Source organism: Anoxybacillus sp. FSL W8-0104 (assembly GCF_038004465.1).
Taxonomy (GTDB): domain Bacteria; phylum Bacillota; class Bacilli; order Bacillales; family Anoxybacillaceae; genus Anoxybacillus; species Anoxybacillus flavithermus_G.
The window spans coordinates 1,666,081-1,683,616 of record NZ_JBBOQU010000001.1 but is presented as its reverse complement, the minus strand read 5'-3'; the positions used below and the strand labels follow the sequence as shown (position 1 = coordinate 1,683,616).

The 17,536-nt window shown below is 41.6% G+C and carries 20 protein-coding genes; 18 read left to right on the top strand and 2 right to left on the bottom strand.

The window, feature by feature from the left end; genetic code table 11:
* Positions 1-2: 2 nt before the first annotated feature.
* From NST18_RS08890 to NST18_RS08880, 3 genes are all read left to right on the top strand, one after another.
* Positions 3-1,196: a bifunctional 3,4-dihydroxy-2-butanone-4-phosphate synthase/GTP cyclohydrolase II gene (locus NST18_RS08890; protein WP_004889735.1), complete on the top strand. Its 1,194-nt coding sequence runs from the start codon at positions 3-5 to the stop codon at positions 1,194-1,196.
* A gap of 12 nt (positions 1,197-1,208) precedes the next feature.
* On the top strand, positions 1,209-1,673 hold the full coding sequence (gene ribH, locus NST18_RS08885; RefSeq protein WP_004889736.1) for a 6,7-dimethyl-8-ribityllumazine synthase: 465 nt from the start codon (positions 1,209-1,211) through the stop codon (positions 1,671-1,673).
* Between the two features lie 96 nt (positions 1,674-1,769).
* Positions 1,770-2,114 carry a GNAT family N-acetyltransferase gene (locus NST18_RS08880; protein ID WP_004889738.1) on the top strand — a complete coding sequence of 115 codons (345 nt, stop codon included), beginning with the start codon at positions 1,770-1,772 and terminating at the stop codon, positions 2,112-2,114.
* Between the two features lie 6 nt (positions 2,115-2,120).
* On the opposite strand, the gene NST18_RS08875 is transcribed toward NST18_RS08880, so the two are convergent.
* Positions 2,121-2,627 (bottom strand): DUF309 domain-containing protein, encoded by a 507-nt coding sequence (locus NST18_RS08875; RefSeq protein ID WP_004889739.1) that lies wholly within the window; start codon positions 2,625-2,627, stop codon positions 2,121-2,123.
* A 49-nt stretch (positions 2,628-2,676) separates the two neighbouring features.
* Between NST18_RS08875 and NST18_RS08870 the strand changes: the two genes are divergently transcribed.
* From NST18_RS08870 to NST18_RS08835, 8 genes are all read left to right on the top strand, one after another.
* Positions 2,677-3,438: a segregation/condensation protein A gene (locus NST18_RS08870; RefSeq protein WP_064214343.1), complete on the top strand. Its 762-nt coding sequence runs from the start codon at positions 2,677-2,679 to the stop codon at positions 3,436-3,438.
* The gene (gene scpB, locus NST18_RS08865; RefSeq protein ID WP_340721367.1) at positions 3,431-4,012 is read left to right on the top strand and encodes an SMC-Scp complex subunit ScpB; all 582 of its coding nucleotides are present in this window, start codon (positions 3,431-3,433) and stop codon (positions 4,010-4,012) included. The genes NST18_RS08870 and scpB overlap by 8 nt, the downstream gene beginning before the upstream one ends.
* 65 nt (positions 4,013-4,077) lie before the next feature.
* Positions 4,078-4,269 (top strand): hypothetical protein, encoded by a 192-nt coding sequence (locus NST18_RS08860; protein WP_340721366.1) that lies wholly within the window; start codon positions 4,078-4,080, stop codon positions 4,267-4,269.
* A 207-nt stretch (positions 4,270-4,476) separates the two neighbouring features.
* A complete protein-coding gene (locus NST18_RS08855) occupies positions 4,477-5,538 on the top strand; it encodes a threonine aldolase family protein (protein WP_088223233.1) in 1,062 nt (353 codons plus the stop codon).
* Positions 5,528-6,730 (top strand): MFS transporter, encoded by a 1,203-nt coding sequence (locus NST18_RS08850; protein ID WP_088223234.1) that lies wholly within the window; start codon positions 5,528-5,530, stop codon positions 6,728-6,730. Before NST18_RS08855 ends, NST18_RS08850 begins: the two co-directional genes overlap by 11 nt.
* Positions 6,727-7,956 (top strand): ATP-grasp domain-containing protein, encoded by a 1,230-nt coding sequence (locus tag NST18_RS08845; RefSeq protein ID WP_340721365.1) that lies wholly within the window; start codon positions 6,727-6,729, stop codon positions 7,954-7,956. Before NST18_RS08850 ends, NST18_RS08845 begins: the two co-directional genes overlap by 4 nt.
* Positions 7,949-9,145 carry an ATP-grasp domain-containing protein gene (locus tag NST18_RS08840; protein ID WP_088223236.1) on the top strand — a complete coding sequence of 399 codons (1,197 nt, stop codon included), beginning with the start codon at positions 7,949-7,951 and terminating at the stop codon, positions 9,143-9,145. The genes NST18_RS08845 and NST18_RS08840 overlap by 8 nt, the downstream gene beginning before the upstream one ends.
* Positions 9,146-9,168: 23 nt before the next feature.
* A complete protein-coding gene (locus NST18_RS08835) occupies positions 9,169-10,278 on the top strand; it encodes an ArsR/SmtB family transcription factor (RefSeq protein WP_340721364.1) in 1,110 nt (369 codons plus the stop codon).
* A 285-nt stretch (positions 10,279-10,563) separates the two neighbouring features.
* Here the strand turns inward: NST18_RS08835 and NST18_RS08830 are convergent, their stop codons facing one another.
* The gene (locus NST18_RS08830; protein ID WP_340721135.1) at positions 10,564-12,222 is read right to left on the bottom strand and encodes an IS1634 family transposase; all 1,659 of its coding nucleotides are present in this window, start codon (positions 12,220-12,222) and stop codon (positions 10,564-10,566) included.
* Positions 12,223-12,375: 153 nt separating this feature from the next.
* Here NST18_RS08830 and NST18_RS08825 point away from each other — a divergent pair, with 153 nt between their 5' ends.
* The 7 genes from NST18_RS08825 (at position 12,376) to rluB (ending at position 17,115) form a co-directional block, all read left to right on the top strand.
* Positions 12,376-12,795: a hypothetical protein gene (locus NST18_RS08825; RefSeq protein WP_004889744.1), complete on the top strand. Its 420-nt coding sequence runs from the start codon at positions 12,376-12,378 to the stop codon at positions 12,793-12,795.
* 12 nt (positions 12,796-12,807) lie between these two features.
* Positions 12,808-13,296, top strand: a complete 489-nt coding sequence (locus tag NST18_RS08820; protein ID WP_192948312.1) for a YpuI family protein — start codon at positions 12,808-12,810, stop codon at positions 13,294-13,296.
* A 62-nt stretch (positions 13,297-13,358) separates the two neighbouring features.
* A complete protein-coding gene (locus NST18_RS08815) occupies positions 13,359-13,505 on the top strand; it encodes a hypothetical protein (RefSeq protein WP_004889746.1) in 147 nt (48 codons plus the stop codon).
* A 69-nt stretch (positions 13,506-13,574) separates the two neighbouring features.
* On the top strand, positions 13,575-14,687 hold the full coding sequence (locus tag NST18_RS08810) for a D-alanyl-D-alanine carboxypeptidase family protein (protein ID WP_004889747.1): 1,113 nt from the start codon (positions 13,575-13,577) through the stop codon (positions 14,685-14,687).
* Entirely contained in the window at positions 14,680-15,273 is a 594-nt protein-coding gene (locus NST18_RS08805; RefSeq protein WP_004889748.1) for a nucleoside recognition domain-containing protein, read from the top strand. The genes NST18_RS08810 and NST18_RS08805 overlap by 8 nt, the downstream gene beginning before the upstream one ends.
* Complete coding sequence (locus tag NST18_RS08800; protein ID WP_004889749.1) at positions 15,273-15,806, top strand: spore maturation protein; 534 nt, start codon at positions 15,273-15,275, stop codon at positions 15,804-15,806. The genes NST18_RS08805 and NST18_RS08800 overlap by 1 nt, the downstream gene beginning before the upstream one ends.
* 571 nt (positions 15,807-16,377) lie before the next feature.
* On the top strand, positions 16,378-17,115 hold the full coding sequence (gene rluB / locus NST18_RS08795; protein ID WP_004889751.1) for a 23S rRNA pseudouridine(2605) synthase RluB: 738 nt from the start codon (positions 16,378-16,380) through the stop codon (positions 17,113-17,115).
* The last annotated feature ends 421 nt before the right edge of the window (positions 17,116-17,536 follow it).

Sequence of the window (17,536 nt, the reverse complement as noted above, 5' to 3'; positions counted from 1 at the left end):
AAATGTTTCATACAATTGAAGAGGCGATTTATGATTTAATGCAAGGAAAAATTATTATCGTTTGCGATGATGAAGATCGTGAAAATGAAGGGGATTTTGTAGCGCTTGCGGAAAAAGCAACGCCGGAAGTCATTAACTTTATGATTACACACGGTCGTGGTCTTGTGTGTGTCCCGATTACCGAAGAACTGGCTGATCGGCTCGATTTAGCGCCGATGGTTAATCATAATACAGATGCGCATGGTACAGCGTTTACCGTCAGCATTGACCATAAAGCGACAACGACAGGCATTAGCGCGTTTGAGCGCTCGTTGACGATTCAAGAAATGTTAAATCCAGAAGCGAAAGCAAGCGATTTTAAACGCCCAGGTCATATTTTCCCGCTTGTCGCGAAGAAAGGTGGGGTATTGCGTCGCGCCGGACATACGGAAGCTGCGGTCGATTTAGCCCGTCTTTGCGGGGCAAAGCCAGCAGGCGTTATTTGCGAAATTATAAAAGATGACGGAACAATGGCGCGCGTGCCTGATTTAAAGAAAATCGCGGAACAATTCGATATGAAAATGATTACGATTAAAGATTTAATCGCCTATCGCAACCGGAAAGAAAAGCTCGTCAAACGCGAAGTGGAAATTACGTTGCCAACGGACTTTGGTGAATTTAAAGTGATCGGATATTCAAATACGTTAGATGGGAAAGAACATATTGCCATCGTGAAAGGGGAAATCATCCCAGATGAACCTGTGCTCGTACGTGTCCACTCCGAATGTTTGACAGGCGATGTATTCGGCTCTCATCGTTGCGATTGTGGTCCTCAACTTCATGCAGCGTTAGCACAAATTGAAGAAGAAGGTCGAGGGGTATTGTTATATATGCGCCAAGAAGGTCGCGGTATCGGCTTGTTAAACAAATTGCGCGCATATAAGTTGCAAGAGCAAGGCTATGATACGGTCGAGGCAAACGAAAAGCTCGGCTTCGCCCCAGACTTGCGCGACTATGGAATTGGCGCGCAAATTTTAAAAGATTTAGGTGTGACAAAAATGCGTTTGTTGACGAACAATCCGCGGAAAATTACCGGACTGAAAGGATACGGCTTAGAAGTGGTAGAGCGTGTGCCGCTACAAATGCCAGCCAAACGCCATAATGAGCGCTATTTGCGCACAAAATACGAAAAACTAGGACATATGTTGCATTTTTAAGGAGGAGAAAAAATGAACGTATATGAAGGAAATTTAGTCGGAACAGGATTAAAAATAGGCATTGTTGTTGCGCGATTTAATGAGTTTATTACAAGCAAGTTGCTCGGTGGTGCGCTCGATGGCTTGAAACGTCATGGGGTAACGGAACATGATATCGACGTCGCTTGGGTGCCAGGAGCGTTTGAAATTCCGCTTGTCGCGAAAAAAATGGCGGAGTCGAAAAAATATGATGCTGTCATTACGCTTGGTGCTGTGATTCGCGGAGCAACGAGCCATTACGATTACGTATGTAATGAAGTAGCGAAAGGAACGTCTCATGCGGCGCTTTCATCAGGAATCCCTGTTATTTTTGGCGTGCTGACGACAGATACGATTGAACAAGCGATTGAACGCGCTGGGACAAAAGCCGGAAATAAAGGATGGGAAGCAGCGCTCAGCGCCATTGAAATGGCGAATGTGATGCGTACATTTTCTTAATATGCTCGCGATAAAAAATGTTTAAAAAAGCGACAAGACCGTTTATAATAGCAATAGCGAGTAAACAATAAGTCTTGTCGATAATGAGGGATTCATATGCTAGTTCGCTATCGAAAAAACTATGAGAAAATTGCGATGGGTCTTTTGTCGTTTATGCCAAATGAAAAAGACTTAAAGCAGTTGCAACAAACGATGAAAAACTACGAGACAAACGATGATTGGCAGCTGTTTTTATGGAAGCAAGACGAAGATTTTATTGGCATTATCGGTGTGATTGTGCGCGAACATGCGGTTGAAGTGCAACATATTAGCGTTAATCCGTCCCATCGCCACCAAGGGATTGGAAAGCAAATGGTGAAAGCGTTAAAAGAATTGTATCCAAACAAGTCGTTATGTGCCAATGACACGACCGCTCCGTTTTTGGATAAATGTGAACAGTGACAGGGATCAGCGTCCCTGTCTTTTTTGTTTTTGCCGTTCGCGTTCAGCGATGACGTCGCTTCGGTCGCGCAACATATGTTTATGGATGATATATTCGTTTGACATGTCGCTTTTTTTCCCCCATATTAGCCCTTTTTGATCGCACTGTTGTTGACATATATGCAACAAGGAAGCATCAATGATTGGCAAGCAAGTGCTTTCATACGGTTGTCCATGATTGATTCGCTCTACATATGTATGAATAAGCGCAATGAGTTGTTCTACATGTATGCCTAGCGCTTCATATGCTTGCTTTTCTCTTTCGAATGTGTTTAATGCTTTTGTAAACATTCGTTTTGCTCCAATCATATTTCCTCGGCGATAATGATACATCCCGACAGCGAGCTGAATGAGGCCGACCCATACATGTTCGCCTGTTTGTTTCCAATGTTCTTCTAGCACTTCATGGCATTCAAAATAATCGCGCGTAGCGTGAAAATGAAGTAAATATTCGATATATGCCCTTGGATACAAGCGAAAGCCCCCCTTTTTTCATATGCTTACCTGTATTATACTATTACTTATGAATAAAGGTGGGATGAATGTGCATTATCATGTAAAATTAGATCAATTTGAAGGACCGCTTGATTTATTGCTCCATTTAATTCATCGCTATGAAATTGATATTTATGATATTCCTGTGGCACAAATTACAGAGCAATATATGGCTTACATTCACGCGATGAAAGAATTGCAACTTGATGTAGCGAGCGAGTATTTAGTAATGGCGGCAACGCTTATTGAAATGAAAAGTAAAATGTTGTTGCCAAAACATGAAGAAACGCTGGAGGATCAAGAATTATTTATCGAAGAAGACCCGCGTGAGCAATTAATGCAACAGTTAATCGAGTATAAAAAGTTTAAAGAAGCAGCGAAACAGTTGCGCGAGCGAGAAGAAGAGCGAGCGCTTTTATTTACGAAGCCGCCAAGCGATTTAACGGCTTATGCGAAAAACGGTGCACCGCTTGTGCTCGATGTTGATTTGTATGATATGCTTGGGGCGCTCGCGAAATTGTTGCGGCGGAAAAAATTACAAAAACCGCTTCATACGAAAGTAGCGCGTCAAGAAATTCCGATCGGACGACGGATGGAAGAGATTTTACACATATTAAAACATGGAGAGCGAATGAACTTTTACGATTTATTTCCGTATGACGATCGCGAGCAAATTGTCGTGACGTTTTTAGCGTTGCTTGAACTTATGAAACGAAATGAAATTATTGTTGAACAAGAAAATAATTTTGCTGATTTATATATTCGACGAAAAGGTGATCGATATGAATGAACTAGCGATAATGGAAGCGCTATTGTTTGCTGCCGGAGAAGAAGGATTAACATACAAGCAACTGGCTGATGTGCTTGATATTCAAGAAGAACGTGTATATGAACTTGTGCAACAATTAAAGCATATGTATGACGTAGCGGAGCGTGGCATTATGGTCGTCGAGATGGCAGGAACGCTTCAACTTGTGACGAAAAAACAATGTGCTCCATATTTGCAAAAACTTGTTGAGTCACCAACGACGTCATCGTTGTCACAAGCAGCGCTTGAAACGTTAGCGATCATCGCCTATCGCCAACCGATTACGCGCGCAGAAATTGAGCACATTCGCGGTGTTAAAAGCGATAAACCGCTTCAAACCCTATTAGGAAAAGCGTTAATTAAAGAAGTAGGTCGCGCAGAAGGAACAGGTCGCCCGATTTTATATGGAACGACGAAGGAGTTTTTAGACTACTTTGGCTTAAAGACGTTAGACGAACTTCCTCCTCTTCCAGAATGGGACGAGCAAGGGGAAGAACGCGAAGCCGACTTATTTTTCGAACGCCTCAACGAACAACTGCAAGAAGCGAATGAGTAAATCAAAGGTGATGGGGATGAGTTTTCGTTTTTTCTTTGGGCCCCTTTTTATTTTTGTTTTTGTTTTTGGAAGAATGGTTGAAAAGTGCCGTTCTCGCTATTTTTGTTGCTGTTGTGTTTATATTAAGTGGGAAGGTGAGCAAGCGTTACGATCTTTTGGATAAAAAAGTGAAGATGCATATTCGGCTCCCAAGCCTGATCGGTGCGTTATGTTTAGCGATCTTTTTATACGAAATCGGTATTTTGCCTGGAAAGTAAGCAGGTGCCTTTGTGCGCCTGTTTTTTCTTTTTGAGAAGAAAATTTTTTAGATTGCTGGCTCAACTCTAATAATGATTTCTCACGTTGGAGATGAAAAGTATTTTATTTTTAAACTTATTGACAAAAAAAAGAATCAATAGTAACATTATTACGTAATTACGTAATTACGTAATAATGTAATTATGTAATTGTGAGGAGGATAATCAGTGATTGACTTGCGAAGCGATACGTTGACGTTACCGACTCAAGAAATGAGAAATGTTATTGCTCATGCGATAGTTGGTGATGATTGTTATGGAGAAGATGGAAGTGTTATTGAATTGGAGGAATACTGTAAACAATTATTCTGTGTGGAAGACGCTCTATTTGTTCCAACGGGCACAATGGCTAATCAATTAGCTATTAAATCACAAGTAATGGAAGGAAATGAGGTGATTACAGAAGCCAATTATCACATAAACTTTTACGAAAGTTCTTCAATTGCTATGTTAAGTAGAGCTGTTTTGCATACATGTAGAACAGAAGATGGCATTCTAAGAGTCGAACATGTTGACGAATTAATTCATTCTAAGCCTAGAGGTCCTTTTTATGCTTCTCCTCAATTAGTTTCTATCGAGAATACGATTAACTATTATCAGGGAAAAATATTTCCTTTTAAAGAAATCAAACAATTGTATGAGTTCACGAGAGAGAAGAACATATCTTTACATATGGATGGAGCAAGGTTATTTCATGCACATGTAGCGATGAACATTCCATTAAGCGACTATGCAAAATTTGTAGATTCACTTAGTATATGTTTTGCGAAAGGACTTGGTGCTCCGTTTGGATCGATGCTTATGGGTAAAAAAGAAATGATCAGCAAAGCAAGGATTTACAGAAAACAGTTTGGAGCGGGATTTCATCAAATAGGTATGTATGCAGCTGCGGCGTTACATGCTTTAAAGCATCATATATCACATTTGTGTACAGACCATCTGCTTACTAAAAAGTTAGCTATGATGTTATCAGAAATAGAAGGTTTGTCCATTGATCCAGATGCTGTTGAAACAAATATGATCTTTTTTCATGTAAATAATCTTCACACAAACTCATGGCAGTTTGTCGATAGATGTAAGAAAAAGGGGGTGCTTTTATTCCCTTGGTTATCTGACACAGTAAGGATTGTAGTTAGTAGAAATGTTACTGAAAAAGATATATATGAAGCAGCTAATATTATTGAAGCAGTATGCAAAGAGCTGACGAGAGGGGTCACATATGTTTCCTAAGGTTAATGAGGGAGTTTTAACGTTTGGTATTAGGGTGTTCAATTCCATAGGTTTTTTTGTGTATGTTCCACTACTTTCTTTATGGCTAGTGAGAATAAAAAATCTCGATATTACGGAAATGAGTGTGGTAGTAGCGGCATTTACGTTTGTCTCGAAAGCAGGGAATGTATTGGTTGGGGGAGTTGTTAATAAGCTTGGAATTAAAAATAGCCTTATTGTTGGTTTATGGGGATCGGCTTTGTTGCTCACAATGTTAACGTTGATTCAATCTTACACATTCATCTTTGTCATCGTGTTATTATTGGGAATATCGCTCTCGCTTTATAATGTAAGTTTAAAAACACATATTTCCTTATTAGGGGAAGATGAGCGGTTAAGGGCGTTTGCATTGTTAAATATTGCTGTTAACGTTGGTGCTTCTATTGGTCCTCTTCTAGGTGGATGGTTATTGGATTGGAATTCTTTTGGTATCATCATTGCAGCGATTGTTTGTTATGTTTTGGCCGGAGGTGTTTCGTTACTATTACCTCGTATCACCATTGAGGATGCAGAGAAGGGGATTCATATCGTACAATTCGTTAAAAACAGCAAATCAACTCCCGATTTTTTTATCTTTATAAAATTCATTTCTTTTTCCGGGATATTTTGGTTTTTGTACACACAACTATTTACAACTTTTCCTGTTGTCTCTTCACAACATTTTTCAGGAAAAACGATTGGATTGTTTTTTACGGTGAATGCGATGACGATTATCGTTCTCCAAGGGTTGTATCCAAAAATACAGCCTAAATGGAGAATTGAGTATTGGTACGCACTGGCCTTGATGTTTATCACAACATCTTATTTCTTGCTATGGATTTCACATCATTTTTGGATCATCTTTGTCGGTGTGATCTTGTTCAGCATTGCGGAAATTATTTGGGTGCCTACCATTGATCATCAAATTGTAGAAAAAAAGGGGATGTTAAGCTCTTCGTGGGCCTTCGGAGTATCAGGGGTGCTTTGGGGAGTGTGGGAGTCTATCGGTGGATTCGTTGGTCTGAATCTGTATGAGTATGTTGGACAGAAAACCTTTTTCTATCTAGCTATGATAAGTGCCATGATTTTTATTGGCTATATGTTTCATCTATCATATAGAAAAATGTCTTCCTTCATGAATAAAAATCAAGTAGAAAGAAAGGACTGGCGATGATGCACTTGTTATTTGTCGAGACGAATACAACAGGCACTGGTACAAAGGCGATGAAAATCGCTAAAAAACTAGGTTATAAAATCCATTTTTGGACGATGGATTTAGAACAATATGAGTCCATGACAGATGACCATCCGCTGAATTTTGCTGATCAAGTCGTTATTATCGATACGTATGATACGGAGCGGATGAAAGAAGAACTAGTACGGTCTGAGGTGAATTTTTCTGGAATCCTCGCTTTTGATGACTACCACTTGATTCCAGTTGCTGAATTAGCGAGTTATTTGGGAGTGAAGGGACATGATATCGAAGCATTGAAAAGGGCACGTTATAAACATATAACGAGAACTTATCTAGAAAGCCAATGTTTTAGCGAGTTTTTGCAACCTCCTTTCCATATTATCCATCATCCTGACGAAATCATAGATTTGGAGATCTCGTTTCCCTGTGTCATCAAACCTGTCGATGATAGTGGAAGTAATGGTGTGACGATTTGTCAAAATCGTCGCGATTTAGAACTATCCCTGCGTCTTGAATGGCAAAGACAGCGTAATGAGCGTGGATATGAGCTGAAAAGGAAATGGTTGATTGAAGAGTGGATTGAAGGACAAGAATTTTCAGCTGAGATGTTGTACACAATTGATGGATGGAAATTAATATCCGTTACGAAAAAAGAAACGTATGGTTCTCACGCTGTTGAATGTGGACATGTAACGAGTCCGAAATTAAATCCTTTTTATGATTTAGAAGAAAGATGCAAAAGGCTACTGAACTTATTGGGATTGAACTATGGAGCAGCACATATAGAATTTTTTGTTCGTGGAAACAACTTATATTTAGTTGAAGTCAACCCTAGGCTGGCTGGTGACTGTATCCCCGAATTAGTAGAATTGGCTACAGGGGTGGATATGGTTAGGCATGTTGTTTTACAAACTCTCGGGATATCTGAAGAGATAGCGATCACTAGACAACGCTATGCCGCCATTAAGTTTATCCTGCCTGTTGAGCAGGGGATATATCAAACGGTTAGCGGGATGGAGAAAGCGCAAAAAGTAGCGGGAGTAAAAAGGATCAGTATAGGAAAGTTGCCTTTTAAGGCCAATGAAATTAAAAGCAGCTACCAAAGATTAGGGTTTGTCATAGCAGAAGGAGATAGTATGGAAAACACAATCACTTCGATACAAGAAGCGATGGATTTATTAGAATGGGGGATTGTGCATGAATAAATACATCATCATTTTAGGGGCAAGTCGTTACGGGGCGGAAGCAGCGGCTAAATGTGGGTTGAAGCCAATTATTGTGGCGGATCAGCATTCAAGTATTGACAAGGAAATAGCACAGTGGGTCAAAGCCATATTTTATGTTCGTGACATTGCAGAGAAAGCAGAAGTATTTCGTGTTGTTGAGGAAATCATGAATTTATATCAAACAGTGGAGCTTGTCGTAAGTTTTACAGAATTAGGGCTAGAAACAGCTGCTTATATTAGTGAAAGACTACAATTGCCAACGAATTCACTTGAAACGGTCGTGAATACGAGGAATAAGGGATTGATGCGCCAGATTTTGTGGAGGGATCCAGAATTACGATTAGACGTCGTGAGTGGCAAAGTATCTGCTCTTCCTAAAAAGTTCCCATATTCAAGATCGGCCATCATCAAACCGCTTGACGGATTTGGAAGTAAAGAGATTAATTATATTTCCAATCAACAGGAATGGGAAAAATGGTTAAAGAGAAATCAAGATCATCCTCATGAATGGATCTTAGAGCCGTATGTTAAAGGTCCGGAATATAGTGTGGAGACGGTGTCTTGGAGAGGAACCCATTTCATTCTAGGAATAACTGAAAAGCAAACAACTGGAAAGCCTCACTTTATTGAGACTGGGCATATTGTGCCTGCGAGACTGGAACAACAAAAAGTTAAACGAATTGAACAAGTGGTGATGAAAGCATTGCATTTGTTAAATGTCCAATATGGACCGGGGCATATCGAGATCAAATGGGATGTAGAAGAAGATAGACCAGTAGTGATTGAAATGCATACGAGACCTGGGGGAGATTTTATCCCTTATTTGCATCAATTAGCGTCTGGGTTCAATCAGTATGAGTTGGGAATTTTATCTTATATGAACCAAGTGCCATTTGATGTAAAACCAATTTATACAAAGGCAAGCCTTGTCAAATTTTTTATGTTTCCAGAGGGCGCGTTGCGACAGATTTACCTTGCCACAGAAGTTAATCGAGAATATATCCGAGATTGGACCATCTACTATCAAGTAGGGGATCATATAAAGAAAACAGTGGATTCTTATACACGTTCTGCTCATGTGATTATTTGTTCATCGACAGTTGAAGAATGCCAGCGGTTATGCGACAATTTTGTTGAACATCTGAATTATCAAGTTGTTCAAGAATAAAAACAGAAAGTATGGGATGTCAAATGGCTGTATACACAATGGAAGAAGTAAATCAACATTGTAAAGTAGAATTATCGACCTCTTCTTTATTTGAAATGATGGCATGTTTAAGAAAGTGTTACGTTTCATCGGGAAAAATGGGGGATGAGACTCATTTCCCAGTTGCGCGTTTTGAGAAGTTCTTTCAACAACATGAATCATTGTTGAAGAAGTTTTATGGTCGATATGAATATGGGGCGCAGCTGGCGGAATTTTTAGTTGATTTGCCTGCTCCACATACTTTTTCAAAACTCATGGAATATATCGGTCGTGTGTCCCCGTATGAATTTTTGTATTATTTATTCGGTCGTTACTTGTCTGAAAAGGAGATCGAGATTTGTTTAACGCAAACCGATTCTCCCCTTGATGAAGTTCGCTCGAAAATCACATCTTTGGGCGGATTTGTGAATGACGAACAGTTGGAATTCGCACAGAACTATGGGCAGTATTTACAGGAGCTAACCTATCTTTGGGAACAATTTTATCGGCAATGTTACATCCATGTTGAACCCGTTTTGTCTCCTCTTTGGAGTCAGGCGAATGAGCGGTTGAATGCAGAACTCAATGAGTTGGGAATTGAGAAAATCGTTCGAAGACTATTGTACGATTATCCAATTCCAGAACAGTTTCCGACGAAAGAGACGAAGTTAATCAAATTGTATCCCTCGTATTTTGTGTCGCCGAAGTTTATTTTAGTTTGGGGACTTGGAGAACTTCATATTATTTATGATATGAGACATTGTATGAATGAAAAGAAGCTCTCCTTAAGTGGGTACCAGATAGGAATGAAATATGATGAAGGTCGGCTTCAGTATATTGCTGATATCTCCAAATCATTGTCCGAAATCGTTCGTATGAAGATGCTGTCACTTATTGCAAATAAAGAAAAAATGAAGTTGCAAGAGATGGCAAATCAATTAAATATTACGGTCGCTACCGTTTCAAGACATTTAAATCTTTTGAAACAAGTGAATCTCATTATGGAACAAAAAGAAAATGGCTATCATGTTTACGAGATTAATGAAGATGAGATACAAAAATATTGTTCTATGCTAAAAGAAACGCTATGTGTAAAAAAAGAAAGGGAAAGGTAACGGTAACAAAGTGTCGTTTCTATCCTTCTCTTGCGGTTACTCGTTATAAATTTAAACAAAAAACTTTGACTAATGAATAATATTAGACAGGTGCTTTTATGCGCCTGTTTTTTCTTTTTATAGTAATGATAAAATTTTTCGCATGATTCATAATTTATCTCATATTTCGCACCTTGGTAGGGCGGAACAAAAGGATTTTTTATTCAGTTTTTTAGAATAACTTTTAAACCAACACCAAAAGCGATGGTATCCTTTTTTTACCATCGTTGGTCGTTCTTTATCCCATTAGACGTAAATGCTCTCGTCCATCCCTAATCCTTGCAGAATCCTTCGCTGCTCGTACGTGAGCGGTTGACCTAACGCGCGTTGAATTCGTCCATCCGGCAGTTCCAACAGGACGACTCTGACATACCAAAACAATTGAAAAATCGCTTGTCCGGTCGGTCGGGTCAGTTTCCGGCCTCCCGCGCCCTTTAATGGGTGTTCCGGGGTGATGAACTGACGCACCCGGCGCTGGAAGACGCGGTAAATCGCCAAGGCCAACAGAAACAAATAGCCCAATACCGCGACCCGTTCCGGTTTTTTTACGTAAATCTCATCCGTAAAGAACGGGTCTTTCAAGAAAGAGAAGTTCATTTCCACCGAGATTTGGCCTTTATACAACTTCAAGATCTCTTTCGCATCCATCGGTTGACCTTTCCATTCCTCCGGAACTGTCGTGACAAGGACAAACCGGGACGCTTTCCGTCTCGCCTGTTCCCACGCATCTTGGTCGAATTCCACGTTCAAGCGAAGGGCGTACAGCGTTTCCATGTCCGGTTCCGCCCCTTTTTTCGGACGTCCGCGCCGTTTTTTCGGACGCACGATCGCTTCGACCGACGCCTCGACGCGATGGAACCGGAGACGAAGGGACGTCTTTAGAGACGCTAGGGCTTGTTCGGCGTCTTCCCGGCACGAAAACAGACGGCTTTCCCACTGGGTTTGTTTCTGCCGAAGAAGCTCTGCTTCTTGGTTTCGCTCTTTTTCGAGCGTCTTTCCTTTTCGTTGGTCGAGCGCGCTGGATTCAACGACGATCAACCGGACCGAATGACCTTCGTACGTCGATGTCGTTTCCCACACCCGGTAGGTGGCTCCGTTTTTCTCCGCTAAGGAGAACGGATCGCTCCACGGCGTGTCTTGGGCATCAGCTTTAGCCAGCGCGGTTTTGACGATCCGGAGCGAAGAAGGGCCTCTTGTGATCAAAAAGGCGTTGGCGGCCTTCGTTTGCGCCAGTGTGTCTTTCGTCATGGCGGCAGAATCGGCAACATAAATCCATTCATCTTCGATCTTCGCCTGCTTCAGCTGTTTCTGCACACGGGACAACACCTCGGGATTCCACGTCTTATCCGGCAGGTTGCCGTCGTGTACATCGCCATAAAACGGGATGCCATCCTCGTTGCCAATCAGCCCAAATCCGATCTGCTTTTGCCAACGATGATGCCGGTTGTAGCCATGCGTAATCTGCAAGGCATCCGGCGAGGCCGATTCATACGCGCCATAAACGGTCTTGTCCGTCGTATCGGCGTGGAAGACGCGAAGAGAGAGGCCTTCTTTCTTGTAGATCTGCACGAGGCAAGACGAAAGGACTTGATGGATATTCGCCTCATACAGGCGATCCAAATGACGCGCGATGGCATCGTCGTTGAACCAAGACGGCTCCAGCCCTGGCCGAATCAGCTTCGGCAAATCGATGTCATGCGCCCATTGTTCCAAATGAACGAGCGCTTGCCGGCCGCTCAAGATATCCAGAACGATTAGTTTGACGATATCGCTGGCTCGAGTTTGGCATTGCGGATCCACGGGAACGAGACGATCAATCAACTGAGGAAGGTCAAGATCTTTGAACAGGGCGCTTATTATATTCAAATAAGAACTTTCATAAATGGCCCGAATTTGAACGTCCATGATGAGCAAACTCCTTTGCTTTCCTTGTATTCCAAGGTTTTATTCGACAGGAAGATAAAAAAATCCTCCCGATTTTTGTCGAGAGGGTGCGAAATGTGAGATTTATGGTAAAATAAATGTAGCTTCGTTGTTGAAAAAAGGGGTGTATTGTTTGTGAAAATTATTTCTTGTCATGGCTATGAACTGCAAAAAGCACAGCCGAATACGTCGGAAGATTTTTTTAACCGTTCGGAAGTAACGTTTGTTGACGACGATGGAACAGAGCGAACGTTGCGTGTGTTATATGTTCGATATTTCGATGAGCGTTTTTCACAATGGACGCCGTATGAACAAGATCCTGTATTTCAAGCAGGTGGGAAAGACGTATATTTTAAAGACATTGTCGCGCTCGTTTGTTTGCTCGCCGATCCATCACTTCGGACGCGAAAACGTGTATATATAAGTGAGGAAGAAGAGCTTCGTCGCTATTTTTCATCGATCGACTTTGCGAAATTGCCCGAAGTATTTGAGTCGCTTGCGAAACAACAAGCGTACGATGTGAAATCACCGCTTTTATTTATTGCGCAACCGTAAAGGAGGATGGAGATGGGGAATACTGTTGTTTTTAACCAAACGAAGCAAGTCGAGCAATTGTTGAGTCGCATTGTAGAACAAATTACTCGTTATTTAAACGAAACGACGATTGAGCAAATGCAAGAAGAATGCGCAGGAGACCGCCATTATTATGAAGGGGTGCTTGCGGACTTACGCCGTTTAGCTGTATATGGTGAAGAAGGGATTGATGCATGTCGCATCGTCCTTCAAGAAGAACCGTTTCGGAAAGCCGCCGCAGAACAGGCGTTATACAAAATTTATCATTCATGTGTGGCAGAATTTTTTACGCCAAAGCGCGATTTATGGTATGAAGATAGCCGTTCAGCGTATACAGGAAGACATTCAATTAAATTGAGACAACCTGCTCCTCCATCGTTACAACAATTGCTCCATGCGATTGAGGCTGATTTTCAAACGATGCGGGAAGAACTCGAATTTTATGAAACAGACTACCGAACAAAAATGATTCAATCACAATAAGAAGCTGCGTGTGTCAGCTTCTTTTTTTTTATTGCATATGGTGCCGAAGGAGGTGTGTTTGTATGCGACAATATATTCATCACGTGCAAACGTGGCTTGAGCGTGTAAAGCCATTTGTAGATGAAGAGGCGCTTGAGCGATTAAAGATGGAGCTTGAACGTGGAGATGTCGCGCGACGATTTGTAAAAGCAAAAGACCGCGTCATGTAGCGGTCTTTTTGTCATACATCATGTACTTATGCATACACTTGTACAAAACGGACAAAGGGATGAGGGTGTATGCGACGGCAATGGTTCATATGGATGATCGTGCTTTGTTTTTTTTGTTCGCTTTTTCCGAATGAAGCGAAGGCGATGTCGGTTAGTGCGAAAAGCGCGATTTTAATGGAACAAACGACAGGACGAGTGCTATTTGAAAAAGATGCCCATACGAAACGACGCATTGCGAGCATCACAAAAATTATGACCGCCATTTTAGCAATCGAATCGGGAAAATGGGAAGAGCTTGTGACGGTAAGTGAACGGGCGGTTCGCACAGAAGGGTCCTCTATTTATTTGAAACAAGGGGAGAAAATTGCGCTCAAACATTTAGTATATGGGCTTATGCTTCGTTCTGGAAATGATGCAGCGGTGGCAATCGCTGAGCACGTTGGCGGTAGCGTCGAAGGCTTCGTGTTTTTAATGAATGAAAAAGCGGCAGAAATCGGGATGACAAATACACAATTTGCGAACCCACACGGATTAGACGATGCCGAAAATCATTATTCCACTGCATATGATATGGCGCTACTTATGCGGTATGCGATGCACAACGAACAATTTCGCGAAGTATCGGGAACGAAATTGTATCGTGCGCCAAATCCGACAGAAGATTGGGATCGGGTTTGGCGTAACAAAAATAAGCTATTGACGCATTTATATGAATATTGTACAGGTGGAAAAACAGGGTATACGAAGCGAGCGAAGCGTACATTAGTGACAACCGCTTCAAAAGATGGTCTTGAACTGATTGCGGTCACCATTAACGCAGGGGACGATTGGAACGATCATATCGCGATGTATGAGCATGGATTTGCGCATTATGAACTTGTAAAGATTAAAGCAGATACGATTGTGAAAGATATAGACGATCCTTTTTATGATCATCATTTGTTTGTTGCACGCGATTTTATATATCCGGTCACAAAAAAAGAAGAGTCGTTAATTCGTTTAGAGCGAAAATTGCTTCGTCCACAAGAGCGTTGGAAAGAGACAGGCGTGCCGTCTGTCGTTGGAAGGGCTGAGCTATACATCGGAAACGAAAAAGTTGACGACGCCCCTATTTTTTATAAGCAGGAAAAGAAAAAGCGTTCTTTTTTTGATTGGCTGTTAGGGGTGGGCAGCGATGGTTAATCTCATTTGGGTTGCGCTTTTGCTTATTGGACTTCTGTTTGCGGGAATAAACGGAACGATGAAAGATGTGAACGAGGCGATGTTTCAAGGGGCGAAAGAGGCGGTGACGATTAGCATTGGCTTAATTAGCGTGCTCGTTTTTTGGCTCGGTTTAATGAAAATTGCCGAACAGTCTGGGCTACTTTCGTTTTTTGCCCGTTTGTTTCGACCAATTGCGAAAAAAATTTTTCCGGAAGTGCCGCCTGACCACCCTGCGCTCGGGTATATATTATCGAACATGATTGCAAATATGTTTGGGCTCGGCAATGCTGCGACTCCCCTTGGCATTAAAGCGATGGAGCAATTGAAGCAATTAAACGGTCAAACAGACGAACCGAGTCGTTCGATGATTACGTTTGTCGCTTTAAATACCGCAAGCGTTACGCTTATTCCCGCGACGGTCATATCGATTCGCATGACATATCAATCAGCTTCACCTGGAGAAATTATTGGCACGACATTTGTCGCTTCCCTTATTTCGACAATATCAGCGATTATGATTGACCGCGCGTTTTACATACGGAGGCGGAAAAAAGGAGGACTGTGATGCACGTTATTCAATTTTTATCGCTTTGGCTTATTCCTATTTTAATCGCTTGCATTTTGTTGCATGGAACGTACAAGCGTGTGCCGACGTATGAGGCGTTTGTTGAAGGGGGGAAAGAGGGAATTCAAATCGCTTTTTCTCTCATTCCGTATTTAGTTGGTATGCTCGTTGCTGTCTCCGTTTTTCGCGCTTCCGGTGCGCTTGATTTTTTTATTTCATATATAAAACCGTTCATCGTCCCGCTCGGACTGCCGTCTGAAGTCGTTCCGCTTGCGCTCATTCGTCCGATCTCAGGAACCGCTTCGCTCGGCATGGTCACCGACTTAATCGCAACATACGGACCAGATTCATTTATCGGGCGGTTAGCCTCCACGATTCAAGGAAGTACAGAAACGACGTTATACGTGCTCACCGTTTATTTTGGTGCCGTCGGCATTCGCAAAATGGGCGATGCATTAAAAGTCGGCTTACTTGCCGATCTCATTAGCTTTATTGTATCATTTATTATTGTATTATGGATGTTTGGGAAATGAAGCGGTCGATATGCTTGTTGCCCGATGACAGATATATTGTTAACATGATCAGAGTATACGGGCTCGACTGGTTTGAATAATAAAATACAATGTTTAGATTGGTGTGAGTGTGGGGAATGACTGAAAACAAGAGATTGATTCTAAATATTACTGTTTTATCCTTTATTTTAAGTTTTGTATATAGCTTGGTACTTCTGATGATTGAACACCCTCTTTTTTCTAACGAGATGAGTAGTCCGGGAAGTATTGTTGTTTTTACAGCTATATTTTTGATTTTATATATGTTTCATCTGTTTATTTCATGGCTACATTACATGTTTGTAAATAAAACAGTGGGTTCGATGAGAAGGAAAGCTATTGCTTTCTATTTGGTTGGTCTTGTTTTATTATTCGTTTTATATATGTCTTTTCAAGTGAAAATCGTTTGGTTACTGCTTATTTCTTTTGTTATTCTTTCTTTTCCCTTATGCAAGAGAGGCTAGGAGAAAGTCGCATCTCGTGCGTCTTTCTCCTTTCTTATTTTTGAACTCCTGTACCGAATATGGTAAAACTATATAGTGAGGTGAATGAAATGGAACGATTACAGAAAGTAATTGCTCATGCTGGCATCGCATCGCGAAGAAAAGCAGAGCAATTGATCGTCGAAGGAAAAGTGAAAGTAAATGGAAAAGTTGTGACGGAACTTGGGGTGAAAGTTAGTCCACAAGATCGCATTGAAGTGGATGGCATTCCGCTCGAACGCGAAGAGCCGGTATATTATTTGTTATACAAGCCGCGCGGTGTAATTTGTAGCGTAAAAGATGAAAAGGGAAGAAAAGTAGTGACTGACTTTTTCAAACATGTAAACAAGCGCATTTATCCGATCGGACGGTTAGATTACGATACGTCTGGATTGTTGCTGCTGACAAACGATGGGGAGTTTGCTAATTTATTAATGCACCCGCGCTATGAAATTGAAAAAGTGTACATTGCAAAAGTAAAAGGCATCCCAGCACGTGAAAAAGTGAAACGGCTTGAAAAAGGTGTTGCGCTAGAAGATGGGGTAACAGCGCCAGCGAAAGCGAAAGTATTGTCAATTGACAAACGGAAACAGACGGCGATCGTTGAACTTCGCATTCATGAAGGGAGAAATCGTCAAGTGCGCCGCATGTTCGAAGCGATCGGACATCCTGTTTTAAAGTTAAAGCGGGAACGTTATGCGTTTTTAGACTTGAAAGGGATGAATCCGGGAGATTATCGAGAACTGTCGCCGCATGAAGTGAAGCAATTGCGTGCGCTTGCATTAGCTGGTTCGCCGTACGTATCATAATTTTGTCACAATTTGTTCAAATCATTTTCATTATTTGTATAGTAGTAACTTGTATAATGAGGTTGATGAAAACGGTTTATAGGAGAGTTGGCGGTCAACTACCCCCACTTAGCTAACGCTTGAAGTGAGGGCTTGCAACTCCCCAGAAGTGCAAACGGACTTCTTCCTCCTTCCTTGACTTGGGGTTGCATCAGGGGCAGGTTGACGACTACCCAACGACGCAGGTCATGCCTGCATCGTTACCGATTCTCTCGGTGTGTCTGTTGGCAGTACTTGGCTTCCACACACAACAGACGGACCTACGCTCGATGTTTTACGGTTACAACGTTTCCTGTAACCAACTCCATACATCGAGTAGCAGTTATTGGAGTGCCTTTATTGAACGGTTTTCTCCACGCCTTTATTATATCATACACAAAAG

Coding starts and splice junctions, on each gene's coding strand:
- NST18_RS08890 (WP_004889735.1), top strand. CDS start 3: ATGTTTCATACAATTGAAGAGGCGATTTATGATTTAATGCAAGGAAAA.
- ribH (WP_004889736.1), top strand. CDS start 1,209: ATGAACGTATATGAAGGAAATTTAGTCGGAACAGGATTAAAAATAGGC.
- NST18_RS08880 (WP_004889738.1), top strand. CDS start 1,770: ATGCTAGTTCGCTATCGAAAAAACTATGAGAAAATTGCGATGGGTCTT.
- NST18_RS08870 (WP_064214343.1), top strand. CDS start 2,677: ATGAATAAAGGTGGGATGAATGTGCATTATCATGTAAAATTAGATCAA.
- scpB (WP_340721367.1), top strand. CDS start 3,431: ATGAATGAACTAGCGATAATGGAAGCGCTATTGTTTGCTGCCGGAGAA.
- NST18_RS08850 (WP_088223234.1), top strand. CDS start 5,528: ATGTTTCCTAAGGTTAATGAGGGAGTTTTAACGTTTGGTATTAGGGTG.
- NST18_RS08845 (WP_340721365.1), top strand. CDS start 6,727: ATGATGCACTTGTTATTTGTCGAGACGAATACAACAGGCACTGGTACA.
- NST18_RS08840 (WP_088223236.1), top strand. CDS start 7,949: ATGAATAAATACATCATCATTTTAGGGGCAAGTCGTTACGGGGCGGAA.
- NST18_RS08835 (WP_340721364.1), top strand. CDS start 9,169: ATGGCTGTATACACAATGGAAGAAGTAAATCAACATTGTAAAGTAGAA.
- NST18_RS08830 (WP_340721135.1), bottom strand. CDS start 12,222: ATGGACGTTCAAATTCGGGCCATTTATGAAAGTTCTTATTTGAATATA.
- NST18_RS08820 (WP_192948312.1), top strand. CDS start 12,808: ATGGGGAATACTGTTGTTTTTAACCAAACGAAGCAAGTCGAGCAATTG.
- NST18_RS08815 (WP_004889746.1), top strand. CDS start 13,359: ATGCGACAATATATTCATCACGTGCAAACGTGGCTTGAGCGTGTAAAG.
- NST18_RS08810 (WP_004889747.1), top strand. CDS start 13,575: ATGCGACGGCAATGGTTCATATGGATGATCGTGCTTTGTTTTTTTTGT.
- NST18_RS08805 (WP_004889748.1), top strand. CDS start 14,680: ATGGTTAATCTCATTTGGGTTGCGCTTTTGCTTATTGGACTTCTGTTT.
- NST18_RS08800 (WP_004889749.1), top strand. CDS start 15,273: ATGCACGTTATTCAATTTTTATCGCTTTGGCTTATTCCTATTTTAATC.
- rluB (WP_004889751.1), top strand. CDS start 16,378: ATGGAACGATTACAGAAAGTAATTGCTCATGCTGGCATCGCATCGCGA.